This is a genomic window from Streptomyces sp. NPDC057854 (genome assembly GCF_042797055.1).
Taxonomy (GTDB): Bacteria; Actinomycetota; Actinomycetes; order Streptomycetales; family Streptomycetaceae; genus Streptomyces.
In genome coordinates this window covers 141,690-166,920 of the sequence record NZ_JBHVMF010000002.1, presented here as the reverse complement: position 1 = coordinate 166,920, position 25,231 = coordinate 141,690, and the positions used below count along the sequence as shown (strand labels likewise).

Annotated in this window: 23 protein-coding genes; 14 read left to right on the top strand and 9 right to left on the bottom strand. The window is 73.8% G+C overall.

Annotation, left to right across the window (positions count from 1 at the left end; translation table 11 throughout):
• Positions 1-2: 2 nt before the first annotated feature.
• Complete coding sequence (locus ACFVQZ_RS05070; RefSeq protein ID WP_030494691.1) at positions 3-485, bottom strand: SUKH-3 domain-containing protein; 483 nt, start codon at positions 483-485, stop codon at positions 3-5.
• 8 nt (positions 486-493) lie between these two features.
• On the bottom strand, positions 494-997 hold the full coding sequence (locus ACFVQZ_RS05065; RefSeq protein WP_030494690.1) for a YwqJ-related putative deaminase: 504 nt from the start codon (positions 995-997) through the stop codon (positions 494-496).
• A gap of 306 nt (positions 998-1,303) precedes the next feature.
• On the opposite strand from ACFVQZ_RS05065, the gene ACFVQZ_RS05060 reads away from it, so the two are divergent.
• The 5 genes from ACFVQZ_RS05060 (at position 1,304) to ACFVQZ_RS05040 (ending at position 8,638) form a co-directional block, all read left to right on the top strand.
• Positions 1,304-2,299 (top strand): SMI1/KNR4 family protein, encoded by a 996-nt coding sequence (locus ACFVQZ_RS05060; protein ID WP_030494689.1) that lies wholly within the window; start codon positions 1,304-1,306, stop codon positions 2,297-2,299.
• A gap of 6 nt (positions 2,300-2,305) precedes the next feature.
• Positions 2,306-4,780, top strand: a complete 2,475-nt coding sequence (locus tag ACFVQZ_RS05055) for an SUKH-4 family immunity protein (protein WP_383619766.1) — start codon at positions 2,306-2,308, stop codon at positions 4,778-4,780.
• 124 nt (positions 4,781-4,904) lie between these two features.
• The gene (locus ACFVQZ_RS05050; RefSeq protein WP_383619764.1) at positions 4,905-5,957 is read left to right on the top strand and encodes a cellulose-binding protein; all 1,053 of its coding nucleotides are present in this window, start codon (positions 4,905-4,907) and stop codon (positions 5,955-5,957) included.
• 9 nt (positions 5,958-5,966) lie between these two features.
• Positions 5,967-6,344: a VOC family protein gene (locus ACFVQZ_RS05045; RefSeq protein ID WP_030494686.1), complete on the top strand. Its 378-nt coding sequence runs from the start codon at positions 5,967-5,969 to the stop codon at positions 6,342-6,344.
• A 53-nt stretch (positions 6,345-6,397) separates the two neighbouring features.
• Positions 6,398-8,638: an FG-GAP repeat domain-containing protein gene (locus tag ACFVQZ_RS05040; RefSeq protein WP_383619762.1), complete on the top strand. Its 2,241-nt coding sequence runs from the start codon at positions 6,398-6,400 to the stop codon at positions 8,636-8,638.
• 19 nt (positions 8,639-8,657) lie between these two features.
• Here the strand turns inward: ACFVQZ_RS05040 and ACFVQZ_RS05035 are convergent, their stop codons facing one another.
• A complete protein-coding gene (locus tag ACFVQZ_RS05035) occupies positions 8,658-9,215 on the bottom strand; it encodes a nitroreductase family protein (protein WP_383619760.1) in 558 nt (185 codons plus the stop codon).
• 45 nt (positions 9,216-9,260) lie between these two features.
• Entirely contained in the window at positions 9,261-9,734 is a 474-nt protein-coding gene (locus ACFVQZ_RS05030; RefSeq protein WP_383619758.1) for an ATP-binding protein, read from the bottom strand.
• A gap of 103 nt (positions 9,735-9,837) precedes the next feature.
• Between ACFVQZ_RS05030 and ACFVQZ_RS05025 the strand changes: the two genes are divergently transcribed.
• From ACFVQZ_RS05025 to ACFVQZ_RS05015, 3 genes are all read left to right on the top strand, one after another.
• Positions 9,838-10,665 (top strand): Scr1 family TA system antitoxin-like transcriptional regulator, encoded by an 828-nt coding sequence (locus ACFVQZ_RS05025; protein WP_383619756.1) that lies wholly within the window; start codon positions 9,838-9,840, stop codon positions 10,663-10,665.
• Positions 10,662-10,910, top strand: coding sequence for a DUF397 domain-containing protein (locus tag ACFVQZ_RS05020; RefSeq protein WP_383619754.1), 249 nt, complete (start codon positions 10,662-10,664; stop codon positions 10,908-10,910). The genes ACFVQZ_RS05025 and ACFVQZ_RS05020 overlap by 4 nt, the downstream gene beginning before the upstream one ends.
• A 117-nt stretch (positions 10,911-11,027) precedes the next feature.
• The gene (locus ACFVQZ_RS05015) at positions 11,028-11,507 is read left to right on the top strand and encodes a nuclear transport factor 2 family protein (protein ID WP_030494680.1); all 480 of its coding nucleotides are present in this window, start codon (positions 11,028-11,030) and stop codon (positions 11,505-11,507) included.
• Here the strand turns inward: ACFVQZ_RS05015 and ACFVQZ_RS05010 are convergent.
• Positions 11,497-12,936 (bottom strand): MFS transporter, encoded by a 1,440-nt coding sequence (locus ACFVQZ_RS05010; RefSeq protein WP_036414734.1) that lies wholly within the window; start codon positions 12,934-12,936, stop codon positions 11,497-11,499. The two genes, ACFVQZ_RS05015 and ACFVQZ_RS05010, sit on opposite strands and share 11 nt — an antisense overlap.
• Before the next feature lie 288 nt (positions 12,937-13,224).
• Between ACFVQZ_RS05010 and ACFVQZ_RS05005 the strand changes: the two genes are divergently transcribed.
• Entirely contained in the window at positions 13,225-14,013 is a 789-nt protein-coding gene (locus ACFVQZ_RS05005) for an ABC transporter ATP-binding protein (RefSeq protein ID WP_030494678.1), read from the top strand.
• Positions 14,010-16,583 carry an ABC transporter permease gene (locus ACFVQZ_RS05000; protein ID WP_383619751.1) on the top strand — a complete coding sequence of 858 codons (2,574 nt, stop codon included), beginning with the start codon at positions 14,010-14,012 and terminating at the stop codon, positions 16,581-16,583. The genes ACFVQZ_RS05005 and ACFVQZ_RS05000 overlap by 4 nt, the downstream gene beginning before the upstream one ends.
• Positions 16,584-16,644: 61 nt before the next feature.
• On the opposite strand, the gene ACFVQZ_RS04995 is transcribed toward ACFVQZ_RS05000, so the two are convergent.
• Both ACFVQZ_RS04995 and ACFVQZ_RS04990 read right to left on the bottom strand, forming a co-directional pair.
• The gene (locus ACFVQZ_RS04995; protein WP_030494676.1) at positions 16,645-17,019 is read right to left on the bottom strand and encodes a type II toxin-antitoxin system VapC family toxin; all 375 of its coding nucleotides are present in this window, start codon (positions 17,017-17,019) and stop codon (positions 16,645-16,647) included.
• A complete protein-coding gene (locus tag ACFVQZ_RS04990) occupies positions 17,016-17,285 on the bottom strand; it encodes a type II toxin-antitoxin system prevent-host-death family antitoxin (protein WP_030494675.1) in 270 nt (89 codons plus the stop codon). Before ACFVQZ_RS04990 ends, ACFVQZ_RS04995 begins: the two co-directional genes overlap by 4 nt.
• A gap of 264 nt (positions 17,286-17,549) precedes the next feature.
• Between ACFVQZ_RS04990 and mfd the strand changes: the two genes are divergently transcribed.
• The gene (gene mfd, locus ACFVQZ_RS04985) at positions 17,550-21,077 is read left to right on the top strand and encodes a transcription-repair coupling factor (RefSeq protein ID WP_030494674.1); all 3,528 of its coding nucleotides are present in this window, start codon (positions 17,550-17,552) and stop codon (positions 21,075-21,077) included.
• On the opposite strand, the gene ACFVQZ_RS04980 is transcribed toward mfd, so the two are convergent.
• On the bottom strand, positions 21,058-21,717 hold the full coding sequence (locus ACFVQZ_RS04980; RefSeq protein ID WP_383619749.1) for a TetR/AcrR family transcriptional regulator: 660 nt from the start codon (positions 21,715-21,717) through the stop codon (positions 21,058-21,060). The genes mfd and ACFVQZ_RS04980 overlap by 20 nt on opposite strands.
• Before the next feature lie 114 nt (positions 21,718-21,831).
• Between ACFVQZ_RS04980 and ACFVQZ_RS04975 the strand changes: the two genes are divergently transcribed.
• The 3 genes from ACFVQZ_RS04975 to ACFVQZ_RS04965 are packed head-to-tail and all read left to right on the top strand — an operon-like array spanning position 21,832 to position 24,333.
• On the top strand, positions 21,832-22,680 hold the full coding sequence (locus ACFVQZ_RS04975; RefSeq protein WP_383619747.1) for a hypothetical protein: 849 nt from the start codon (positions 21,832-21,834) through the stop codon (positions 22,678-22,680).
• A gap of 42 nt (positions 22,681-22,722) precedes the next feature.
• Positions 22,723-23,514 carry an HNH endonuclease family protein gene (locus ACFVQZ_RS04970; protein ID WP_383619745.1) on the top strand — a complete coding sequence of 264 codons (792 nt, stop codon included), beginning with the start codon at positions 22,723-22,725 and terminating at the stop codon, positions 23,512-23,514.
• 57 nt (positions 23,515-23,571) lie between these two features.
• Positions 23,572-24,333, top strand: a complete 762-nt coding sequence (locus ACFVQZ_RS04965; RefSeq protein ID WP_030494670.1) for a hypothetical protein — start codon at positions 23,572-23,574, stop codon at positions 24,331-24,333.
• A 39-nt stretch (positions 24,334-24,372) separates the two neighbouring features.
• On the opposite strand, the gene ACFVQZ_RS04960 is transcribed toward ACFVQZ_RS04965, so the two are convergent.
• Positions 24,373-25,083 (bottom strand): hypothetical protein, encoded by a 711-nt coding sequence (locus ACFVQZ_RS04960; RefSeq protein WP_030494669.1) that lies wholly within the window; start codon positions 25,081-25,083, stop codon positions 24,373-24,375.
• Positions 25,084-25,231 lie beyond the last annotated feature (148 nt).

Sequence of the window (25,231 nt, the reverse complement as noted above, 5' to 3'; positions counted from 1 at the left end):
GGTCAGGCGGCGGTGAGGCGGGTGGGCTGGGTGCCGGTGACGAGGGTGGCGAGGGCGGTGTCGATGTCGCGGCCGAGGTACCAGTCGCCGGCGTGGTCGAGGCTGTAGACGCGTCCTTCGGTGTCCATGGCGAGGACGGCCTGGTGGTCGCCTTCTTCGCCGAGGGGGGCGAGTTCGGTGCCGAGGGCGCGGCCGAGGTCGGCGAGGGTGCGGGCGAGGTGGAGGCCGGCGAGGGGGTCGAAGCGGACGGTGGCGGGCGCTATCTGGCGTCCGTGGCCGGGGGCGGTGAGGTGGAGGCCGCCGAATTCGGCCCAGGCTTCGACGGCGGCGGGGAAGACGCTGTGGCGGTGTCCGGCGGGGGAGACGTGGGCGCGGAGGGTGTCGGCCCATTCCTCGGCGAGTTTGATGTCCCAGCGTCCGGGCTGCCAGCCGGCGTCGCGGAGGGCGGCGTCGACGTTGACGGGGAAGCGGGTGGTGTCGGGCATGGGCCGGGTCAGCCGTTCTCGGTGGGGGTGACGGTGCGGACGCCGAAGTGGTCGAGGAGGGCGGTGCAGGAGCGGCAGGGTGCGGCGTAGCTGCCGTGGAGGGGGTCGCCGTCCTCGCGGATGCGGCGTGCGGTGATCTTGGCGTGTTTGAGGCTGCGGCGGGCTTCGCCGGGGGTGAGGGGTTTGCGCTGGGCGCGTTTGGAGCGGTTGTTCTCGGTGGTGGTGAGGTGCCGGGAGAGCAGGATGGCTTCGGGGCAGCGTCCGGTGAAGCGTTCGCGCTGGCCGCTGGTGAGGGTGTCGAGGAAGTCCTGCACGAGGGGGTGGAGGACGGGTGGGGTGTCTCCGCGGCCGGCGGTGCAGGTGAGGGTTTCGCCGCGGACGGAGAGCGCGGCGCCGACGGCGGGGAGGATGCCGTCGCGGCGGTGGAGCAGCGTGGGGGCGCGACCGTGGTCGGTGTCGCTGCTCCAGTTGAGGCGTGGGTCACCCTGCGTGGGTGTCGTGCTGGTGTGCATGGTGCTGGTCTTCCCCTCCTGCAATCCCCCGAGTTGCGGTGCACAGCCTGCCAAATGGGGTGCCATATGGGGAAGCTGGGTGGGGTTTTCGGGTGGTGGGTGTGGCGGAGCCGTGGTCGGCCTGTCATGGCTTCGTGACGGTTGGTGACGGTGGGTGGGGGGTGCGGGGTGGCGGGGGTGCGGGCCGGTTCGTGGTCTTGTGGCAGCGCATAGGCTGTGCGGGATCGGTCGGGCGTGGCCGCGTGTGGTGGCGTCCGGCAGCAGGTGCAAGCAGCAGCCAGTGATGCCATGCAGGGGGCTACCGCCATGACGACAGGTCGGCTCGGGCAGTCCGTGCCACCGAACGCGGCCTATGCCGGGCAGGTCGTGCGTTTCCCGGATCCGGTGCGTGCCTCGCGGTATCCGCGTGGGGTGCGGGTGGATGAGCGGGGTTTTCCGGATTTCTCGCCGTATGCGCGTGCGGCGGCGGAGATCGCGGAGCCTCCGGAGGGTTTCGGTGTCGACGAGCTGCGGCTGACGGACTACGTGTCGGCGAACGCGGCGATGGCGGCGACGGGTCACGAGTTGTGGGACACGATTCCGGCGGTGGCGACGCCGCACGGGTGGACGTGGCATCACGTGGCGGGGTCGCGGCGGCTGGAGCTGGTGCCGGTCGAGGTGAAGGCGTTGCTGCGGCATCACGGGGGTGTGGCGACGGCGGCGGTGGATCACGCGAAGCGGGGGACGCGGCCGTTGCAGGAGACGCGTCCGGCGCACTTCGGGTTGCCGAAGGGCCGGGTGGCGGTGTCGGAGCCGCAGTTGCAGGGGGTCGAGGAGGACCTGGGCTATCGGCTGCCGGGGGCGTACCGCTCGTTCCTGAAGGCGGCGGGCGGGTGTGCTCCGGTGGGGGCGGCGCTCGACGCGGAGCTGGGGCTGCTGGTGGACCAGCCGTTCTTCACGGTGCGTGAGGAGGCGGGGGTCAATGACCTGGTGTACGTCAACAAGTGTCTGCGGGACCACCTGACGAAGGACTACCTGGGGGTGGCGTTCGTCCAGGGTGGTCTGGTGGCGGTGAAGGTGCGGGGGTCGGCGGTCGGTTCGGTGTGGTTCTGCGCGTACGACGACGTGCGGGATTCCGGCGAGGAGGCGGCGCGCTGGTCGGTGGGGGAGCGGGTGGAGCGGTTGCTGCTGCCCTGTGGTGAGGACTTCGACGCGTTTCTGATGCGGCTGGCGGGCAATCCGCCGGAGCTGGAGACGGTCGCGAATCTGATGGTGGACGGTGGCTTCGCGCGTGCCGTGCCCGTGGTCCCGGTGGGAGGCTGACCGGCTGTGGTGACGTTCGCGCAGGCGCAGGAGCGCGCCGAGGAGTGGATCAACGGCGATCTGCCGCCGTATCAGCACCAGGAGGTGCGGGTGCGGGAGTTCGCGCTGGGTTTCGTGGTGTGGGCGGAGGCCCGTGAGGGGGGTCCGACGGCGGACGCGGGCCGGCAGCGGCTGGTGATCGCGCGGGATTCGGGCGAGGGCACGTTGTGGCCGGGGCTGCCGGTGGGTGAGGTGATCCGGCGGTACGAGGAGGAGTACGGGGCCGCGGGGGAGGCGGAGGCCGCTCCGGTGGCGCCGCCGGCGCGGATCGATCTGAACCAGACGTCGTTCCTGTTGAGTCCGCCGGAGTGGTTGCAGGACGCGGCGGACAAGATCGGTCTGCCGCAGCGGCCGAACGCGTCGCAGGAGGAGCGGGTCGAGGCGGAGTCCGACGTGGACGCGGACACGGGTGGTGTCGCGGGTTCGGTGTCGTCGGCGGAGTCGGGCGCGTCGGAGGGGCGTGCGGTGGTGGCGGAGTCGCCGGCGCCGGTGACGCCGGTGTCCTCTTCGGCTTCGTCTTCTTCTTCCTCGTCTTCTTCTTCCTCGTCGGAGGAGTCGGACGCGGAGTACGAGCCGACGGCCATGGACGGGGTTCCGGCGTCGGCGCCGGCGAGTCCGTGGGTGGACGCCAACGCGTCGTCGGGCGGTGTGGAGGGGGTGCCGCTGCCGGCGACGGTGTTCGCGCCGCCGCTGTCGGGTGCCGACGACGAGGACGCGCCGGAGCCGGTGGTGGGCGCGGACGCGCCGACGGCGCTGATGCACGGCGGGAGCGCGCTGCCGAAGACGGCCGTGGCGCCGCGGCTGGACCCGGCGGCGCCCGCGCCGCCGGGTGCGACGCCGCCGCCGTCGGCGCCGGGGGCGATGCCGCCGCCGGCCGTGCCGGGCGCGGTGCCGCCTCCGCCGGCGGCTCCGCCGGTCGCGCCGGGGGCGGGGGACATCGCGGACGCGGCGACGAGCAAGGCGGCGCTGCCGCCGAAGAAGGCGGCGGCACCCCCGGTGGCCCCGCCGCCTCCGCCGGGGCTGCCGGGTGCGACGTCGGGCGGTTCCGCGCCCGGGCCGGCGCCCGCGTACATCCCGACGCAGCTGGTGGCGCAGACGCCGCCGCCCGTTCCGGGGCAGCCGGGGCCGGGGACGCCTCCGCCGCCGGCGCCGCCCGGTCCGGTGACGCCTCCGCAGCCGGTGCACCACGCGGCGACGATGCTGGCGCATCCGGGTCCGGCAGGTCCGGGCGGCGGGGCGACGCCTCCGCCGCCCCCTCCGCCGCCGGGCGCTCCGGGCGCTCCGGGGACGCCGGCGCACGGGATCGAGCACGCGCCGACGATGCTGGCGCAGCCGGGTCCGTCGGGTGCGGGCGCGCCGCCGCCTCCGCCGGGGCCCGCTCCGGCGGCGCCGCAGCCGCCGGGACCGATTCCCGGCCCGGTTCCCGCGCCGGCTCCGGCGTACGGGTATCCGCAGCAGCCGCCGGCCGGGGTGCCGACGGTGGGTCCGGGCTATCAGGCGGTGCTGCGGTACCGGGCGCCGGACGGTTCGGAGCAGCAGATCATCCGGCGTTCGGCGCCGGGTACGCCGCATCCGGAGTGGCAGATCCTGCACGAGCTGCGGGGTCTGGGCGTGCCGCCGCAGCAGGTGCTGGAGCTGCACACGGAGCTGGAGTCGTGTGAGCTGCCGGGCGGTTACTGCGCGCGGATGATCCGCGAGACGTGGCCGCAGGCGCGGATCACCAGCATCGCCCCGTACGGCCGGGATCACGCGGGCCGGCAGCAGGGCATGCGCCAGTTGCTGACGCACCAGGGCGAGCTGCACCAGGTGGCGGACGGTCCGGCGCGTCCGGCTCCGGTACGGGCTCCGCTGCCGCAGGTGCAGCCGGCGGCGCCGGTGCCGCCGGAGGGCGTGGCGCAGGAGCTGGCGGGCGCGTTCGGGCCGGGGATCCTGCGGTTCGACCAGCGGGCGGTGTCCCGGCAGGGGGTGCCGGAGCTGGTGGCGGTGACGCTCATGTGGGCGGGGCTGCCGGCGGACTTCGGGCCGTTCTTCTGGGCGCAGCCGGCGATGCCGGTGGTGCCGACGCTGGCCGAGCTGGCGGCGCAGCGGCAGGTGGCGGCGGCGCCGGACGCGAGTTCGTACCTGGTGCTCGGTTCGGACTTCGGCCGGGCGATCTGCGTCCAGTACGGGACCGCGCACATCGTGGCGGTGCCGGTGGAGGCGGGTCCGGGCGGGGCGTCGGTGCCGCCGCAGTTCGTGAACACGGGGCTGCCGGAGTTCGCGCGGTGCATGGCGCTGCTGGGCCGGATGTGGCGGCTGCGGTTCGGGCTGACGCCGGAGCAGGCGGGGCGCTGGACGGTCGACTTCCAGGCGCAGCTCGCGATGCTGGATCCGGCGGCGCTGTCGTCGCCGGAGAACTGGTGGTCGGTGCTGCTGGAGCAGATGTGGGACGGTCTGCTGTGACGGCCCGCTGATGCCGCGTCAGAGCGGAATGTGACGAAGGGCGCTCGATGTGTGATCACGTCGGGCGCCTTTTGTCCGTTCTTATGGAGCATCCTGGAGGGGACCGGAGGGAAGGGGCGCCAGGATGAGTTTCGCCGTCGGACGGGGCCGGGGGTACCGCCCGGAGCAGGTCGACCGCTACCTCGCCGTGCTGTCGCGGGAGCGCGACGAGGCGTGGGAGCGGGCCGCGCGGCTCACCGTCCTCGCCAAGGAGATGGACGCGGAGCTGGCGCGGCTGCGGGAGGCCGTCGCCGCGCTGAAGCCGCAGCGGTACGAGGAGCTGGGCGAGGCCGCCCAGCAGATCCTGAAGCTCGCGGAGCAGGAGGACGAGCGACTGGTCCGGGCCGCCGAGGCGGAGGCGCAGGCGCTCGCGGAGGCGGCGGACGCGGCGGCCCGCGAGGCCCGGGAGGCGGCCGACGCCTACGCGGAGGGCGTGCGGTCCGCGGCCGAGGCGCAGGCCCGCGCCACCCTGGAGGCCGCCCGGGAGCGCGCCGGGGAGCTGGAGACCATCGCCCGCCGGGACGCCGAGGGCGCCAGGACGGCGGCGGCGGAGGCGTACGAGGAGACCACGCACCGCGCGGCGGAACTGCTGGCCCGTCAGGCCGAGGAGCACCGCACGGCCCGCGCCGAGGCCGAGCGGGCCGCCGAGACCGCGGCTGCGGAGCTGGACGCCCGCCACGCCGAACTGGTCGCGGCGGCGGAGGCCCGCCTGGAGGAGGCCCGCCGCGCCCTGGCCCGTACCGAGGAGGAGGCGCGGCACGGGCAGGAGGACGCCGAGGCGCGGGCGGCGGAGATCCTGGCGGAGGCCAGGATGAAGGCCGAGCGGACCGAGCGCGCGACGGAACGGGTGCTGCGCGAGCACGACGAGGCGCGCGAGGAGATCCACGCGCACATGGAACACATCCGCACGTCGCTGGCGGCCCTGACGGGCCGGGTGACGTCCCCGGCGGCCCGCGACGAGGAGCGGGACGAGGCGCCGGGCGGGGACGAGCGCGGCGGGACGGCTCCCGAGGGCGCGGCGGACGCGAAGGGCGCGAAGGGCGCGATGGAGGACGCGGAGGGCGTGGAGGGCGCGGAAGACACGGAGAACGCCGGACCGGAGAACCCCGCCCCGGAGGACAAGGCCACCGGCTCCTAGGCTCCCGCCATGGAGATGCGACTGACGGCCGTGAACCTGGACTGCCCCGACCCGCTCGCCCTCGCCGCGTTCTACGCGGAGGCGACCGGCCTGCCGCTGCACGAGCGCTCCGGGGCCGACTTCGCCGGGCTGGTCGGGGAGCACGGTCTGGTCCTCGGCTTCCAGCGGTCCGCCGGCCACCGCCCGCCGACCTGGCCGGACGGCGAGGTCCCGGCCCAGCTGCACCTCGACTTCGAGGTCGACGACGTCGACGCGGCGGTGACCGCCCTGACCGCCCTCGGCGCCACTCTCCCGCCGGCCCAGCCCGCCCCCGGCCGCTGGCGCGTCCTGCTGGACCCGGCGGGCCACCCGTTCTGCGTCTCGCCCCGGAGCCCGCGCCGTTCCTGACAGGCCGGAGGCGGTACTCTCTCGATCTTCATCAGGGAGGGGAACCCGCACACATGATCCACGCACGTCCGCGCGGCGGCAGAATCGCCGCCGCCGCTCTCACCGTCGCCCTGGCCGCCGCCGGCGTCACCGCCCCGGCGTTCGCGGCGCCGTCCGCGCCGCTCGCGGCCCAGGACGGGCAGGGGACGGCGGTGCCGTACCCGACGGGGTACGCGGAACTCCTCGGGGGAGGGGAGAAGGGCTTCTTCACACGGTTCCGGTACACGGTGAGCTGGACCTCCTACGCGACCGGCGTCTCCCAGGTGGTGCACGACGCGCCGACAGGCGACCGGTACGTCGTCGGCGCCTCCGACGTCCTCGTGACGGGGAACCACCCGACCTCGCTGCGGGAGGCGCGGGTGTTCACCGTCCGTGACCTGGCCTCGGGGGCGCAGCCGTACGCCGTGGACCTCGACGCGCTGGCAGAGGACGGCGAGCGGTACGTCTACCAGGGGGCCGTGGGCGGGACCCTCCTCACCCACCTGGCGAAGGCGGACGGGACCGTGGAGGGGCGGCTGATCACCCCGGGCCCGGACGGCCCGCAGCAGCGCCCGGTGGCGGGGCTTCCCGCCGACACCAGGGGGTTCCGGGTCACCGAGACCACCGCGGCCACGGCCGCCCTGGTCGTCGTGGCCGGGCCGGACAGCGCTCCCCGGTACACCCGGAGCGTCCTCGACGTCGCCTCGGCGGCGGTCACCGACGACTTCCCCCGGGCCAATCACCACAACAGCGCGCCCGTCTCCGTCTCGGAGTCGCACGTCGCCTGGCCGGACGAGACGGCACCGTCCCGTGTGGCCGTCGCCGCCCGGGGGACCGGCGGGACAGGGCCGGTCCGGACGACCGAGGTCGCGGCCTACTACCCGTACGCCCTGCTCGGCGGGTGGCTGGTGCACGGCGGGACGACCCGGCCCCAGACGGGCGGCGCCGGCGGGCCGCTGATGGCGGAGCGCGCGGACGGCAGCGGGACGCCCGTGCGGGTCCTCGACACGATGGGCTGGCTCGTGCCGGGGCCGGGCGGGTCCCTGATGGCGCGCGGCGGCTCGGTCGAGCACGGCGAGGGGCTGTACCGGATCACCCTGGACGCGGCCGGGCTGCCCGTCGCGGAGCTCGTCGCGAGCACGGGTGAGCCGTCCGTCCTCGTGTACGGGGGCGCCGAGGTGCCGGCCACGATCGACCTCAGCCGGACGAAGTCGGAACTGCTCCGGTGGAAGCTGGCCGGACGGGTCGGATACGCGCGCGTCACGATCACCCGCATGGACGGCCCCCGCGGAGACGAGCCGGCCGTGATCAGTGATCTGGTGCCGATGGGGCCGGACGGGATCGGCTTCACGTGGAACGGCCAGGACTTCAACACGCCGGGCCGACCCGCCGAAGCCGGCCGGTACAGCTGGAAGTTCGAGGCGAGGCATTTCAACGGGCTCGGCGAGCCGGTCAGCGCCTACGGGACGTTCACCGTCCGCCGCACGGTCGGGCTGCACGACTTCGACGGCAACGGCTCGCCCGAGCTGCTGACCCGGGCCGGCGGGCGGGTAGAGGCCCTGGACCTCGTCCTCGACCCGGACACCAGGGCACCCTTCGCCTTCGACTACGCGGAGTTCGGCCGCGGCTTCGACTGGGCGGCGTACGACCGCCTGGAGTCGGTCGGCGACGTCGCCGGCTCGCGGCTCGCCGACGTCGTCACCCGGGACCGGGGCGGCGTGCTCTGGCTGCACCAGGGCGCGGGCGACCTGCGGTATCCGCTCCTCCCGCGCGTCCGGGTCGGCGGCGGGTGGAACACGTACGACCGGATCACCGGCGGCTCCGACCTGACCGGCGACGGCCGGGCGGACCTCGTCGCCACCGACCGGGCGGGCGTGCTGTGGCTGTACGCCGGCACCGGCAACGCGTCGGCGCCGTTCACGGCCCGCAAGCGGATCGGCGGCGGCTGGGGGATCTACAACGACCTCACCGCCACCGGGAACCTCGGCGGCGCCGGGGCCGGCGACCTGGTCGCCCGGGACCGGGCGGGCGTGCTGTGGCTGTACCTCGGCAAGGGCGACGGCACGTTCGCGCAGCGCGTGCGGATCGGCGGCGGCTGGGGGGCGTTCCGCCAGTTCACCGCCATCGGCGACGCGAACGGCGACGGGCGGCAGGACTTCCTCGCCTCCGGCGACACCGGCGACAGCTTCTACGCCGGTACGGGCGACTGGCGGGCCCCGTTCACGTCGCCCCGCCGGACCTCCCTGACCCTGGGGACCGGGGCCGAACAGTTCTGACCCGCCCGGCTCCCCTCCGCTACTCCGCCGCCCAGGGCGCCGCCAACAGGTCGGCCACCGGGCGGCGTTCGCGAGGCGCCGGCGCGACCCCGGCCGCCCTGCCCAGGGCGATCATGGACACGATCGCCCACCCGGGCGCCGGCGCCAGCTCCGCGGTGAGCCCGTCCAGGTCGAACGCCCGGAACTGGTGCGCGGCGAGGCCCAGCGCCTGGGCCTGCACGGTCATGTGGGCGATCGCCTGCCCGAGGTCGTAGTCCGCGAACTCCGAGTACGCGACGTCCGGGTCGCCGGTGTGCCGGCGGGTGAGCGCGACGACCAGCAGCCCGGCGTCCGCCGCCCAGCGGGCCGAGCTAGGCGCCAGGTGGGGGAGGAGCCGGGCATGGCCGGGCTCGCCGGGCCGGGCCGTGAAAAAGCCCCACGGCTGGGAGTTCCCGGCGGACGGCGCCCAGCGCGCGGCCTCCAGGAGCAGCCCCAGCGCCCGGTCGCCGACGGGGGCCGCCGGGTCGAAGCGGGAGGGGCTGAACCGGCCGGCCAGCAGGGGGTGGAGGGCGTCGGGGCTGTCCGGGGCGGGTCGCATGACCGGGTCCAACCCGGCGCCGCACGAGGCTATTCCGCCCCGCCTTCAGGCGAGCGCGCACTCCGCCCACACCGTCTTCCCCGGCGCGCCCGGCCGGGGATGCCACCCCCACCGCTGGGCGAGCCCGGCGACGAGCAGCAACCCGCGCCCGCCGTCGCCGAGTGCGGCCTCCTCCGGGCGGAGGGGTACGCGCTCGGCACGGGTGTCGCTCACCTCGACCCGCGCGACCGGCCGGGGCGCCTCCGTGACGCGGAGCGAGAGATGGAAGTCCCGCCCCGGCACGTGCCCGTGCCGCACCGCGTTCGTCGCCAGCTCGGCCGCGACCAGGACGACGCCGTCGTGCGCCTCGGTCCCGTACGGCACGCCCCACTCGTCCAGCCGGACGGCCACCAGCCGCCGCGCGAGCCGCGCGCCCCGGGGAGTGGACGTGAACCGCATGGCGAAGGTGCGGGCGCCCAAGTAAGGGGAGGGGGAGGTGATTTGGGCGGTGCCGGTGGGGCTGTCGATGTTGCTCGTCATGCCCTCCACGCTCCCCTTGGTGGCGTAGCGTGACCAGTGGTGACGCACTGACGCGATGCGGTTGTACGTGGGGTGTCGGTGCCGGTACGAGGGGCAGGGCGCGATGACGGAAGAACTGGCAACGGCCGACAAGTCCGCTCAGGGCGTGGTGGCGGCGTTCGGGCAGAGCCTCAAGACGTTGAGGGTGCGGGCGAAGATGGAGCGGGAGGAACTGGGCAAGCGGCTGGGCTACTCGGCGTCGACGATCGCTTCGTTCGAGCAGGGGCGGAGGATTCCGCCGCCGCGCGCGGTCGACAAGTCGGACGAGGTGCTGGACGCGGGCGGGCTGCTGAAGGTCTGGAAGGAGCAGCTGGAGCGAGCGCAGTACCCGGTGTTCTTCCAGGGGATGGCGCAACTGGAGAAGCAGGCCGCCGAGCTCCTGGCGTACGACACCCTGGTGGTCAACGGTCTGCTGCAGACCGAGGAGTACATGCGGGCGCTGGTCGGCAATCGCCGCCCGCCGGTCGACGTGGAGATGATCGAGCAGCGTGTGACCGCCCGCCTCGCCCGGCAGGACATCTTCGATCGGCACCCCGCGCCCTTCCTCAGCTTCGTCATGTGCGAATCGGTGCTTCGACGGAAGGTCGGTGGCGGAGGGGTGCTGCGCGGGCAGCTGGAGCACCTTCTCCTCATCGGGCAGCGGAGGAACGTCGAACTCCAGGTCATGCCACTTGACTGCGTGGACCACGCGGGCCTGGAAGGGCCGTTCACCGTCGTCACCCGCAAGGACGGCAAGAGGTTCGTCTACGCCGAAGTCCAGGGCAACAGCTCCCTGGAGACCGACCCGGAGCAGGCCGTTCTCGCTGCGGCCCTCTATGGGATCATCCGGTCGCAGGCTCTCAGCCCGCGAGAGTCGCTGGAGTTTGTCGAGAAGTTGCTAGGAGAGCTATGAACAGCACGGAGTCTCTCGCCTGGTTCAAGAGCAGCTACAGCGGTGGCGACGGCGGCCAGTGCGTCGAGGTCGCGTTCGCATGGTTCAAGAGCAGCTACAGCGGGACCGAGGGCGGCGACTGCGTCGAGGTCGCCGCAGGCGCGGGCGCCGTGCACGTCCGTGACTCCAAGGACGTGGCCCGGCCGGCCCTGCGCGTCTCGCACGACGCGTGGGCCGGGTTCCTCGGGCTCGCCTCGGCGGAGTAGTACAGCCGCCGCTTGTACGTAGGGGAGCCCTGCCTGTCCGAGCCGGACGGGCAGGGCCCCGCTTCCTCCGCGCGAGGCGCTTGACCTCAAGCAAGCTTGAGGGACGAGGGTTTCCGCATGGACACCGAAGAGATGCGGCGACAGCTGCGGGCCCTGACCGACCGTGCCGAGATCACCGACCTGATGGGCCGCTACCTGCGGTCCCTTGACGCGGGCGTCTTCGACGAGGCGTGGGCCGACGCGTTCCACACCGAGGACGTCACCGCCGAGATGCCCATCGGCACGGTGCACGGACGGGACGCCCTCCTGGCCCATGTCCGGCAGGCCATGGCGCTGTTCGACCGGACCGTGCACATGGGCACCGACCTCGTCGTCGAGGTCGACGGCGACCGGGCGACCGCGCGCGGCGCCCAGTTGAGCACGCACGTCCTCGCGGACGGGTCGGGGGGTCTGTTCGTCTCCGCCGGGCACGTCGACAACGACCTGGTCCGGACGGCGGACGGGTGGCGGATCGCCGCCTCGGCGCTGCGGGTGGTGTGGACGCGGGGCACCCCGCCGCGGCTGCCGGACGGCTTCGTCCCCGCCCTCACGGCGTGACGTCTTCCGTCGCCTCCTTCAGGACCGGGAAGCGGCGCGGGGCCAGGACGAGGAGGGCCAGGAGGGCGAGGGCCGCTGCGCCCGCCGCGCCGAGGTAGACGTGGTCGACGGCGGCGTCGACCGCGCGGCGGACCGTGTCCGTGGTGCCGGAGGCGCCGCCGAAGGAGCTGGTCAGGGAGTCGAGGTCGGTGCCGTCGCCGAGGCGCGCGGCGAGGACGCCGTTCGCGACCGCGCCGAAGGCCGCCGCGCCCAGGCTCTGGCCGACCTGGCGGCAGAAGAGCACGGAGGCCGTCGTGGTGCCGCGTTCCTCGTACGGGACGGTGGACTGCACGCCGACCATCAGCGGGAGCTGGAAGAAGCCGAGGCAGCCGCCGAGCACCAGCATCAGCAGCGCCGGCTGCCACGCCTCGCCGGGGTACGGCAGGAACGGGAAGGCGAGCAGGCAGGCGAGGGCGCCGGAGATGCCGAGGACGGCGGTCAGGCGGAAGCCGATGCGGGTGTAGACGCGGCTGGAGAACGCGGCGGTGATCGGCCAGCTCAGCGTCCACGCGGACAGGACGAAGCCGGCGGCGACGGAGCCGAGGCCGAGGACCGACTGGGCGTACGTCGGCAGGAAGACGGTCGGGGCGACCATCAGCAGGCCGAGGGCGCCCAGCGCCACGTTGACGGCGGCGATCGTGCGGCGCCGCCACACCCAGCCGGGGATGATCGGCTCGGCCGCCCGGCGTTCCACGGCGACGGTGGCGGCGGCGGCCAGCGCCGCGCCGCCGAACAACCCCAGTGAGGGCGCCGACAGCCAGGGCCAGGCGACGCCGCCCTGCACGAGCGCGGTCAGCAGCAGCGCGCCGGTGGTGAAGACGCCGAGGGCGCCGGGCCAGTCGACGCGGACCGGGGTGGTACGGGGGGCCCGGGCGGGTTCCGTGAGGTGGCGGAGGATCAGCCAGAGGGCGAGGCCGCCGACCGGCAGGTTGACGAGGAAGATCCAGCGCCAGTCGGCGTACCCGGCGAGCAGGCCGCCGGCGGCCGGGCCGGCGACGGCGGAGGTGGCCCACACGGTGGAGAGCCGCGCCTGGATGCGGGGGCGCTCCTTCAGCGGGTACAGGTCGGCGGCGATGGTCTGGACGGTGCCCTGGAGGGCGCCGCCGCCGAGGCCCTGGACGACGCGGAAGGCGATGAGGGCGGCCATGTTCCAGGCGGCGGCGCACAGGAGCGAGCCGATGAGGAAGACGATCGTGCCGGCGACGAGGACGGGTTTGCGGCCGAAGGTGTCGCTGAGCTTGCCGTAGACGGGGAGGGTGACGGTGACGGCGAGGAGGTAGCCGGAGAAGAGCCAGGAGAAGACGGAGAGTCCGCCGAGGTCGCCGACGATCTGGGGGACGGCGGTGGCGACGATGGTGCCGTCGAGGGCGGCGAGCGCCATGCAGAGCATGAGGGCGGCGACGACGGCGCCGCGGCGCCGGTCCGGGGGCGGCTGCTTCCGGCCGGTCGGTATCGGGGCCGTTCTCCCGTCCGTCACCACGCGACGCTTCCTTTCTTCGTACACCTAAATGCGCGCGGACAGGGTCTCACTCCGACCCGGGGCCGAGGAACCCCTAGGGGAACCTCCCTCATGCGACCCAGGGGACGGTCGTCCCGGCGGAGGACGAGAACCGGTCCGGCCCGTTCTTAGCTTGGTCTTACAAGCCACTCGCACCTCTATGTGTCGCTAGGAGACATCGTGACCACGGCTGTGACCACTCCCAGGCACGGGGAAACCGGACGGAGTACGGCCGTCGCCGCGCGGGCGCGCCAGGTCGTCAAGGCGTACGGCTCGGGGGAGACCCGGGTCCTGGCGCTGGACCACGTCGACGTCGACATCGCCCGCGGCCGGTTCACCGCGATCATGGGTCCCTCGGGGTCCGGCAAGTCGACCCTGATGCACTGCCTCGCCGGACTCGACACCGTCACCGGCGGGCAGATCTTCCTCGACGAGACCGAGATCACCGGCCTCAAGGACAAGAAGCTCACCCAGCTGCGCCGGGACCGGATCGGCTTCATCTTCCAGGCGTTCAACCTGCTGCCGACGCTGAGCGCCCTGGAGAACATCACGCTGCCGATGGACATCGCCGGCCGCCGCCCCGACCGGGCGTGGCTGGACCGGGTGGTGGAGACGGTGGGGCTCGCCGGGCGGCTGAGGCACCGCCCGTCCGAGCTGTCCGGCGGCCAGCAGCAGCGGGTGGCGGTCGCGCGGGCGCTCGCCGCCCGGCCGGACATCATCTTCGGCGACGAGCCGACCGGCAACCTCGACTCGCGGGCCGGCGCGGAAGTCCTGGGCTTCCTGCGGCAGTCGGTGGACGAGCTGGGCCAGACGATCGTCATGGTCACCCACGACCCGGTCGCCGCCTCCTACGCGGACCGGGTGCTGTACCTGGCGGACGGGCGGATCGTGGACGAGATGGAGCGGCCGACGGCCGACGCCGTCCTCGACCGGATGAAGGACTTCGACGCGCGCGGGCGGACGTCGTGACCGTCTTCCGCGCCTCGCTCAGAAACCTCCTCGCGCACAAGGGCCGGATGGCGCTCTCCGCCGTCGCCGTGCTCCTCTCGGTCGCGTTCGTGTCCGGCACGCTGGTCTTCACCGACACGATGAACACGACCTTCGACAAGCTCTTCGCCGTCACCGCCTCCGACGTGACGGTCTCCCCGAAGGACGCCGACCCGGCGGACGAGACCCCCGGCACCGGCCGCCCCGACTCCCTGCCGGCCTCGGTCGTCGCCGAGGTGCGGAAGGCGGACGGCGTCGCCGACGCGCAGGGCTCCGTCACCTCGCCGGGCGTCACCGTCGTCGACGCCCGCGACAAGAACGTCGGCCCGACCAGCGGCGCCCCGACGATCGCCGTCAACTGGAGCCCGTACGAGCTCCGTTCGGTCCAGCTCGCCGAGGGCCACGAGCCGCGCGGGCCGACCGACGTCGTCGTGGACCGGGGCACCGCCGACAAGCACGGCCTGGCGCTCGGCGCCACCCTGCGGACCATCACCGCCACCGGCGACTTCACGGCGAAGATCTCCGGCATCGTCGAGTTCAAGGTGACCAACCCGGGCGCCACCGTCGTCTACTTCGACACCGCCACCGCGCAGCGGCAGCTCCTCGGCAAGGAGGGCCTGTTCACGCAGGTGGTGGTGGACGGGAAGCCGGGCGTCGCCGACGAGGCGCTGAAGGCGGACGTCGCCGCCGTCCTCGGTGACGGCTACACCCTCCAGACCGCCGCCGAGGCGTCCGACGCGGGCCGGGAGGACGTCGCCGGCTTCCTCGACGTCATGAAGTACGCCATGCTCGGCTTCGCCGGCATCGCCTTCCTCGTCGGCATCTTCCTCATCGTCAACACCTTCTCCATGCTGGTCGCCCAGCGCACCCGCGAGATCGGCCTGCTGCGGGCCATCGGCTCCAGCCGCACGCAGATCAACCGGTCGGTGCTGGTCGAGGCGGTCATGCTCGGCGTGATCGGCTCGGTCGCCGGCGTCGCCGCCGGTGTCGGCCTCGCCGTCGGCCTGATGGAACTCATGTCGACGATGGGCATGGAGCTGTCCACCCGCGACCTCACCGTCGCCTGGACCACCCCGGTCGTCGGCCTCGCCCTCGGCGTCCTCGTCACCGTCCTGTCCGCGTACGTCCCGGCCCGCCGGGCCGGGAAGATCTCCCCGATGGCCGCCCTCCGCGACGCCGGCACCCCCGCCGACGGGCGGGCCGGACGCCTCCGCGGCGCCGTCGGGCTGCTGCTGACGCTCGTCGGCGGCGGCGCGCTGTGGGCGGCGGCCCAGGCCGAGAAGGCCGGTACGGGATCCCTGTGGCTCGGCGCCGGCATCGTGCTGTCGCTGCTCGGCTTCGTGGTCGTCGGCCCGGTCCTGGCGGGCGGCGTCGTCCGGGTCCTCGGCGCGCTCGTCCTGCGGGTCTTCGGGCCCGTCGGCCGGATGGCCGAGCGGAACGCGCTCCGCAACCCGCGCCGGACCGGCGCGACCGGCGCGGCCCTGATGATCGGCCTGGCGCTGGTCGCCTGCCTCTCCGTCGTCGGCTCGTCCATGGTGGCCTCCGCCACCGAGGAGCTGGACCGGTCCGTCGGCGCCGACTACATCGTGCAGAGCCCGGTGGGCGCGCCGATCGTGCCGCAGGCGCAGGCCGCGGTGGAGAAGGTCGCGGGCCTGGACCACGTCACCGAGTACCGGCCCAACGACGTGCGGATCACCGACCCGAAGGGCAAGGTGTCCACCGAGTGGCTGGCCGCGACCGAGCCGGAGTACCCGCGCGACCTCAAGCGCGAGGTGGCCTCCGGTGACCTGGCGGCGGCGTACCGGCCGGGCATGATGTCCGTCGGCAGCGACTACGCGACCGCGCACGGCGTGAAGGTCGGCGACACCCTCGCGGTCGCCTTCGCGCACGGCTCGACGGCGCGGCTGAAGGTCGCGGCGATCACGGTGGACGGCGGCAACGTCGACAACGGCGCCATGTACACGAACGTCACCACCGCCCGGGCGCACCTCCCGGCCGACCGGCTGCCGGCCCCCGTGCTGCTGCTGGCGAGCGCGCAGGACGGGCAGGAGGACGCGGCGTACGAGGCGCTGAAGAAGGAGCTCGCCGCGTACCCCCAGTACAAGGTGTCCAACCAGGCCGACTACAAGGAGGACCTGCAGAAGCAGGTCGGCCAGCTCCTGAACATCGTGTACGGGCTGCTGGCGCTGGCGATCGTCGTCGCGATCCTGGGCGTCGTGAACACCCTGGCGCTGTCGGTGGTCGAGCGCACCCGCGAGATCGGCCTGCTGCGGGCGATCGGCCTCTCCCGCCGGCAGCTGCGGCGGATGATCCGCCTGGAGTCCGTGGTGATCGCCCTGTTCGGCGCGCTGCTCGGTCTCGGCCTGGGCATGGGCTGGGGCACGGCGGCCCAGCAGCTGCTCGCGCTGGAGGGCTTCGGGGTCCTGGAGATCCCGTGGCCGACGATCGTCACGGTCTTCGTCGGCTCGGCCTTCGTCGGCCTGTTCGCGGCGCTGGTCCCGGCGTTCCGCGCGGGCCGCATGAACGTCCTGAACGCGATCGCGGCGGACTGACGGGAGTGGTGGTACGCGTACGGCCCCGGCGCGGGATTGCGCACCGGGGCCGTACGGCTGCTCAGACGGAGAGCACCGGCACGTCGTAGAGCGGGATGTTCTTGTCCCGGGTGACGAGCGTCAGCCCTTCGGCGCGCGCCTGGGCGACGAGTATGCGGTCGAAGGGGTCGCGGTGGTGGTGGGGCAGCCGGGCGGCGGCGATGCCGTGCTGTCCGGTGACGGGCAGGCCCCGGAGCTGGGAGTCGGCCGCCCGCTCCGGGAGGTCGGCCGGGCCTTCGAGCTTGCCCAGGGACTGTTTGATGGCGATCTCCCACGGGGTGACCGCGCTGAGGTAGGCGTGTTCCTCGGTGTCGAGGAGATCTTTGATCTCGTCGGTCAGCTGCGGGGAGTCCAGCAGCCACCAGAGGACGACGTGGGTGTCGACGAGCAGCTTCACTCGGAGTCTTCCTCCGTGCCGCCGAGCCCGAACGCCTCGGCGAAGCCGGGGTCGTCGGTGAGGTCGTCGAAGTCGTCGTGCAGGACGACGGGCTCCGTGAGGGAGCCCCGCGCGGTGCGCCGGACCTTCCCCCGGAGGGGGATCACCTTCGCGACCGGCTCCCCGGCCTTGCTGATGATCACCTCCTCGCCCGTGGCGACCGCCTCCAGGATCTTGGAGAAGTGGGTCTTCGCCTCGTGGACGTTGTACTGCCGGGCTGCTTCCATCGCGGCCTCTCACAGCTAGGTGGACTAAGTGCCGGACTAAGGATATCGGCGTCGCCCGTTCGGCCGCCACCTCCCTCACCCCCCGGAGTGACGCGCTCACCCCGGGGGGTGAGCGCGATCCCCCGCGCCGGTGTCGGTCCGGCGTCGTAGGGTGGAGGCCCCGGCCCGTACGACGTGTCGGGCCGTTCGCGTGGGCCGCGCGGTGCGCGTGGCCGGTGGTGTCAGCTTGTTCGTTCGCTCTCGTACGTACCGGGATGGAAATCCATGAGCCTGCACGGTCTGCTCGATCTCGTCGTCAGGGACGCGGCCCTCGCGGAGGCGGTGGCGGCCGCCGCCGACGGGAACCGGCCGTACGTGGACCTGGTCGGGCCGGCCGCCGCCCGCCCGTTCGCCGTGGCCGCGCTGGCCCGGGACTCGGGGCGGCCGGTGCTCGCGGTGACGGCGACCGGCCGGGAGGCCGAGGACCTGGCGGCGGCGCTGCGGTCCCTGCTCGACCCGGACACCGTCGTGGAGTACCCGTCCTGGGAGACCCTGCCGCACGAACGGCTCTCGCCCCGCTCGGACACCGTCGGCCGCCGGCTCGCCGTGCTGCGGCGGCTCGCGCACCCGAGCCCGGACGACCCGGCCGCCGGCCCCGTCTCCGTCGTCGTCGCGCCGATCCGGTCCGTGCTCCAGCCGCAGGTCAAGGGGCTCGGCGACCTGGAGCCGGTGGCGCTGCGGACCGGGCAGACGGCGGATCTGAACGAGGTCGTCGAGGGCCTGGCCGCCGCCGCGTACGCGCGCGTGGAGCTCGTCGAGAAGCGCGGCGAGTTCGCCGTCCGCGGCGGCATCCTGGACGTCTTCCCGCCGACGGAGGAGCACCCCCTCCGGATCGAGTTCTGGGGCGACGACGTCGAGGAGATCCGTTACTTCAAGGTCGCCGACCAGCGCTCCCTGGAGGTCGCCGCGCACGGCCTGTGGGCGCCGCCCTGCCGCGAGCTGCTGCTCACCGAGGAGGTGCGGGGGAGGGCCGCGGCGCTCGCCGAGGAGCACCCCGAGCTCGGCGAGATGCTGAACAAGATCGCCGAGGGCATCGCGGTCGAGGGCATGGAGTCGCTGGCGCCGGTCCTCGTGGACGACATGGAGCTGCTGCTCGACGTGCTGCCGGCCGGGTCGATGGCCGTGGTCTGCGACCCGGAGCGGGTCCGGACCCGGGCCGCGGACCTCGTCGCCACCAGCCAGGAGTTCCTGCAGGCGTCGTGGGCGGCGACGGCCGGCGGCGGCGAGGCGCCGATCGACGTCGGCGCGGCGTCGCTGTGGGGGATCGCGGACGTACGGGACCGGGCGCGGGAACTCGGGATGCCGTGGTGGTCGGTGTCGCCGTTCGCGGCGGACGCCGAGGCCGACGGCGACACCCTCGTGCTGGGCATGCGCGCCCCGGAGACGTACCGCGGCGACACCGCCCGCGCGCTCGCGGACACCAAGGGCTGGCTGGCCGACGGCTGGCGGACGGTGTACGTGACGGAGGCGCACGGGCCGGCCGCCCGCACCGTCGAGGTGCTGGGCGGCGAGGGCATCGCGGCCCGGCTCGCGGCCGACCTGCGGGACGTCGACCCGTCCGTGGTGCACGTGGCCTGCGGTTCCATCGACTTCGGCTTCGTCGACCCGGCGCTGAGGCTCGCCGTGCTGACCGAGACCGACCTGTCCGGCCAGAAGGCGGCCGGCAAGGACGGGCAGCGGATGCCGGCGAAGCGCCGCAAGACGATCGACCCGCTGACCCTGGAGGCCGGCGACTTCATCGTGCACGAGCAGCACGGCGTGGGCCGCTACCTGGAGATGGTGCAGCGCACGGTGCAGGGCGCGACCCGCGAGTACCTGCTGGTCGAGTACGCCCCCGCCAAGCGCGGCCAGCCGGGCGACCGGCTGTACATCCCGACGGACCAGCTGGAGCAGGTCACCAAGTACGTCGGCGGCGAGGCGCCCACCCTGCACCGGCTCGGCGGCGCCGACTGGACGAAGACCAAGCAGCGGGCGAAGAAGGCGGTCAAGGAGATCGCCGCCGACCTGATCAAGCTGTACTCGGCGCGGATGGCGGCCCCCGGGCACGCCTTCGGCCCCGACACCCCGTGGCAGCGGGAGCTGGAGGACGCCTTCCCGTACGCGGAGACGCCCGACCAGCTCTCCACGATCGCCGAGGTCAAGGAGGACATGGAGAAGACGGTCCCGATGGACCGGCTGATCTGCGGCGACGTCGGCTACGGCAAGACGGAGATCGCGGTCCGGGCCGCGTTCAAGGCGGTGCAGGACGGCAAGCAGGTCGCGGTGCTCGTGCCGACCACGCTGCTCGTCCAGCAGCACTTCGGCACCTTCTCCGAGCGGTACGCGCAGTTCCCGGTCAACGTCCGCGCGCTCTCCCGCTTCCAGACGGACACGGAGGCGAAGGCGACCCTGGAGGGCCTGAAGGACGGCTCGGTCGACGTCGTCATCGGCACCCACCGCCTCTTCTCGTCCGAGACGAAGTTCAAGGACCTGGGCCTGGTCATCGTCGACGAGGAGCAGCGGTTCGGCGTCGAGCACAAGGAGCAGCTGAAGAAGCTCCGGGCCAACGTCGACGTCCTCACCATGTCCGCGACGCCGATCCCCCGCACGCTGGAGATGGCGGTCACCGGCATCCGCGAGATGTCCACGATCACCACCCCGCCGGAGGAGCGGCACCCGGTCCTCACCTTCGTCGGCCCGTACGAGGAGAAGCAGATCGGCGCCGCGATCCGCCGCGAACTCCTCCGCGAGGGCCAGGTGTTCTACATCCACAACCGGGTCGACTCGATCGACCGGGCGGCGGCGCGGCTGCGCGAGATCGTGCCGGAGGCGCGGATCGCGACGGCCCACGGCCAGATGAGCGAGGGCGCCCTGGAGCAGGTCGTGGTCGACTTCTGGGAGAAGAAGTTCGACGTGCTGGTGTCGACGACGATCGTCGAGTCCGGCATCGACATCTCCAACGCGAACACGCTGATCGTGGAGCGCGGCGACAACTTCGGCCTGTCGCAGCTGCACCAGCTGCGCGGCCGGGTCGGCCGCGGACGCGAGCGCGGCTACGCGTACTTCCTCTACCCGCCGGAGAAGCCGCTCACCGAGACCGCGCACGAGCGGCTGGCGACCATCGCCCAGCACACCGAGATGGGCGCGGGCATGTACGTGGCGATGAAGGACCTGGAGATCCGCGGCGCGGGCAACCTGCTCGGCGGCGAGCAGTCCGGTCACATCGCGGGCGTCGGTTTCGACCTGTACGTGCGGATGGTCGGCGAGGCGGTGGCGGACTACCGGGCCTCGCTGGAGGGCGGCGCCGAGGAGGAGCCGCCGCTGGAGGTGAAGATCGAGCTGCCGGTCGACGCGCACGTCCCGCACGACTACGCACCCGGCGAGCGGCTGCGCCTCCAGGCGTACCGGGCGATCGCCTCGGCGAACTCGGAGGAGGACATCAGGGCCGTGCGGGAGGAGCTGACCGACCGCTACGGCAAGCTGCCGGAGCCGGTGGAGAACCTGCTGCTGGTGGCGGGGCTGCGGATGCTGGCGCGGTCCTGCGGGGTCTCCGAGATCGTCCTCCAGGGCCCGAACATCCGGTTCGCGCCGGTGGAGCTGCGGGAGTCGCAGGAGCTGCGGCTCAAGCGCCTCCACCCGAAGTCCGTGATCAAGCCGGCCGTCCACCAGATCCTGGTGCCGCGTCCGGCGACCCGTCCGATCGGCGGGAAGCCGCTGGTCGGGCGGGAACTGCTGGCGTGGACCGGGGAGTTCCTCACGACGATCCTGGACTGAGCCGGTCCGCGCCGCCGCCGGTCCCGGTCCCGGTCCCGGTCCCGGTTCCGGTCCCGGTTCCGGTTCCGGTTCCGGTCCCGCGGTCGTCGGTGAGGAAGCCGGTCAGGGCGGTGAAGTACTCCTCCGGGGGCAGGGCGCCCACGGCGTCGTCCACGTTGTGCGTGAGGTACAGGGTGGCGAAGCCGTGGGCGAGGGACCAGGCGGCGATGCCGGTGGTACGGGCGTCACCGGGCAGGCCGGTGACGCCCGCGCGGAGTTCGGCGCCGGCCCGGTCGCGCGCGGCGGTCAGCCCGGGGTCGTCGGCGCGCAGCAGCGCGGGGGCGAACATGACCTGGAAGTGGGCGGGGTGGTCCGCCGCGAAGCGGACGTAGCGGCGGCCCCGGTCGGCGAGCGAGGTGCCGCCGGCCAGCGCGTCGGCGAGCAGGCCGAAGCCCTGCGCGGCGATGGCGGTGAGCAGGCCGGTCCGGTCGCCGAAGTGGTGGGCGGGGGCCGCGTGGGAGACGCCGGCGCGGCGGGCGAGGTCGCGGAGGCTGAGGGCGCCGGGGCCGTCCGCCGCGATCACGTCCAGGGCCGCCGCCAGGACGGCCTGGCGCAGGTCGCCGTGGTGGTAGGTGGCGCGCCGGGTGCTCGGAGGTGTCATGGGCGCAGCCTAGCCCGTATCTAGTCATTGACAAGTTCGCCTCGGCGGGCGCAGTCTTGTCAGTGGCTAGATCGCTCGTGGCCAGACCCGCGCACCGCCGTCCCGGAGGGCCCCATGGACACCGCCCGCGTACGCCAGATGTGGCACCTGCTCGAACCGCTGCACGCCCTGCACTACTACGCCCCCGAGTCCTTCGAGGAGGCCGCCGCGCTCGGGTACGACACCGCCGAGCGCTGGCCCTCCTACTTCGCCTGGCGGGCCGCGCCGCTGGGCCCCGTCGGCCCCGCCCGGGTCGCCTCCGCCTTCTACAGCTTCAGCCCGGCCATGGTCGCCCGGTACGTGCCCGCCGCCTGGGGGACCGTCGCGCCCGGCGCGGTGCTCGCCGCGCGGCTGCGGGGCGTGGACCGCACCTTCCGGGGCCTGTTCGACGTGACGGGGCTCGACGAGGCCGCCGCGCTGGCGCGCCGCGCCGCCGAGGCCGCCGGCACCGCCGGCCGGCCGCTCGCCGCCGCCCACGCCGAACTGGAGTGGGCCGCCGCGCCGCACCTCGTGCTCTGGCAGGCCGCGACCCTGCTGCGCGAGCACCGGGGCGACGGGCACGTCGCCGCGCTGCTCGCCGCCGGACTCGACCCGGTCGAGGCGCTGGTGTCGTTCGCCGCCGTCGGCGCCGCGCCCGAGGGCGTCTTCGCGAGCCGGGGCTGGAGTCCGGAGGAGTGGGCGGCGGCCCGCGAACGGCTCGCCGCCCGGGGGCTGGTGGACGCCGACGGCGCCGCCACCCCGGCCGGCCGGGAGCTGCGGGCCGAGGTCGAGCGGCGTACCGACGAGCTCGCCGCCGCGCCCTGGGACGCGCTCGGCCCCGACGCCACCGCCCGGCTCGCGGAACTCCTCGGCGGCCCCTGGCTCGCCGCCCTCGGCTCGGGACTGCTGCCCTCCGAGAACACGCTCGGGATCGGCAAGATCTGATGAAATGATCGCTATCGGCGGTTTCACGCCTAGGATTCCCGGGTGCTGATACGCCGAAAGCCGCCCCGCGCCACCGCCCCCGCCGTCACCGCCACCGCCACGGCTCCCGCCGCCGTCCTGGCCGGCCTCGTGCTGCTCTCCGGATGCTCCCTGCCCGGCGACGGCGCCGGGGAGGCGTCCGGCGGCGCCGCGCCCGCGGGCCGGGTCACCAGCCCCTTCCGCAACCCGGACGGTACGCGGCCGGGCCTCGCGCCGGTGACGGCGGAGGACGAACGGGCCCGCGCCCGCACCCTCATCGACGGGCTCGCGACCAAGGGCCGCGGGCCGCGCACCGGCTACGCGCGGGACGCGTTCGGGCACGCCTGGCTCGACAAGGCCGACGGCGTGCCGTTCGCCCGGAACGGCTGCGACACCCGCAACGACCTGCTGCGCCGCGACGGCCGGGACCTCCGCTTCCGGGACGGCTCGGACTGCGTGGTGGTGGCGATGACGCTGGACGACCCGTACACCGGCACCACCATCGACTGGCGCAAGCAGAAGGCGGCCGAGGTCCAGATCGACCACGTCGTCCCGCTCTCCTACGCCTGGCAGATGGGCGCCTCCCGCTGGTCCGGCGCGAAGCGCCAGCGGCTCGCCAACGACCCGCTGAACCTGCTGCCGGTGCAGGGCCGCGCCAACTCCGCCAAGGGCGACTCCGGCCCGGCCGCCTGGCTGCCGCCCGCCAAGGGCGTCCGCTGCGCCTACGCGGTCCGCTTCGCGCAGGTGGCGGAGAAGTACGCACTGCCGGTGACCGCCCCGGACAAGGCGGCGATGGCCCGGCAGTGCGGCGGCTGAACCGGCCGTTCCGATAATCGGTTGGCGTTCCGTCAGGCGACCCCTAGCCTGCGGGACATGGACCAGGAACTGACGATCACCACGCTCGCCGAGCGGCCGGACCTCGAAGGGCCGCTCTGGTCCATGAAGGACCTCTGGCCGGAGTTCATCCTGTACGACCCGGTCGGGTGGGCCTCGGTGGGGCGGATCGTCCGCGACTTCCCCGAGTACGTGCTCGTGGCCACCGACGCGGACGGGGCCGTCGTCGCCCGCGCCCTCAGCGTGCCGTTCCGGCTGGACGAGGACGGGCGGCGGACGCTGCCCGACCGGGGCTGGGACGAGGTGCTGCTGTGGGCCTTCTCCGACCTGCGGCACGGGCGCGTCCCGGACACGGTCAGCGCGATCGACGTCACCGTCGACACCGGCTCCCTGGGGCGCGGGATCTCGCACCGGATGCTCGCCGCCATGCGGGAGAACGTGCGCCGGCTGGGCTACGCCGAGCTGGTCGCCCCGGTCCGGCCCAACGGCAAGCACCTGGACGCCGCCGCCTCCATCCACACGTACGCCTTCCGGACCCGGGAGTCCGACGGGCTGCCGGAGGACCCGTGGCTGCGCGCCCACGTCCGCGCGGGCGGCCGGATCGAGGCGGTCGCGCCCGCGTCCATGACGGTCTCCGGCTCCGTCGAGCAGTGGCGGAAGTGGACCGGGCTGCCGTTCGACACGGACGGGCCCGTGGAGGTGCCGGGCGCACTGGTCCCCGTCCACTGCGAGGCCGCGCGCGGATACGCGGTCTACGTCGAGCCCAACGTGTGGGTGCGGCACGCGGTCGCCGCCGGCTGACCCCGGGCCGCCCGCGGCCCTCCCGGGCGGCGCGCGGCGTCAGGACGCCTTGGTCCAGTCGCCGCAGCCGACCGACTTGAAGTACCCGTCGGTGGCGGTGATCTTGACGATCGCCGTCCCCGTCACGTTGTCGTTCGCGAGGATCGCGTCCGTGCCGTGGCCGGCGTCCTTCGAGCGCTCCCAGTAGCACGCGGCGTCCTTGTTGCCCGTGGACTTGTAGGTGCCGGGCGCCACGTCGACGCCGACCTTGAACATGCCGCCGTCGCCCTTGAGCGTGGCCGCCGGGGTGCCGGTGGCCTTCGGGTCCACGGCCTCCCAGGCCGAGCAGTCCGTCGACTTGAAGAACTTGTCGCTCTTCTTGATCTCGACGTAGGCCGTGCCCGTCACGTTGTCGTTCGCGAGGATCGAGTCGACCTCGCCGCTGGCGTCCTTCGCGCGCTCCCAGTAGCACATCGCGTCCTTGTTGCCCGTCGAGCGGTACAGGCCCGGCTTCACGTCGGCGCCGACCTCGAAGTCGCCGTCGCCGTCGATCGCGGCGGCCTTCTTCTCCGGCGCCTTCGACGCGGGCGCCCCGCCCTCCGTCGCCTTCCCGGCCGAGGACGCCGACGCCGAGGGCTTCGCCTCGGCGCCCCCCTCGTCGCCGCCCCCGCCCATCGCCGCGCCGACGGCGACGACGACCACGACCGCGCCGGCGGCGGTGAGGACCTTGTGGCGGGCGAACCAGCTGCGCTGCGTCTGAGACTTCGACATGGCTGTGAACACCTTTCAGGTGTCGAGTAATTCTTGGGGGCTCCGTGTTTCGATGACGTAATCACAACAGAGTCTGTGAACCGAGTCAACCAGGTTCACAAGGTTCCACTCGGAACACGCTGTGAAGGGGTCGGGTCGGTATGCTCGT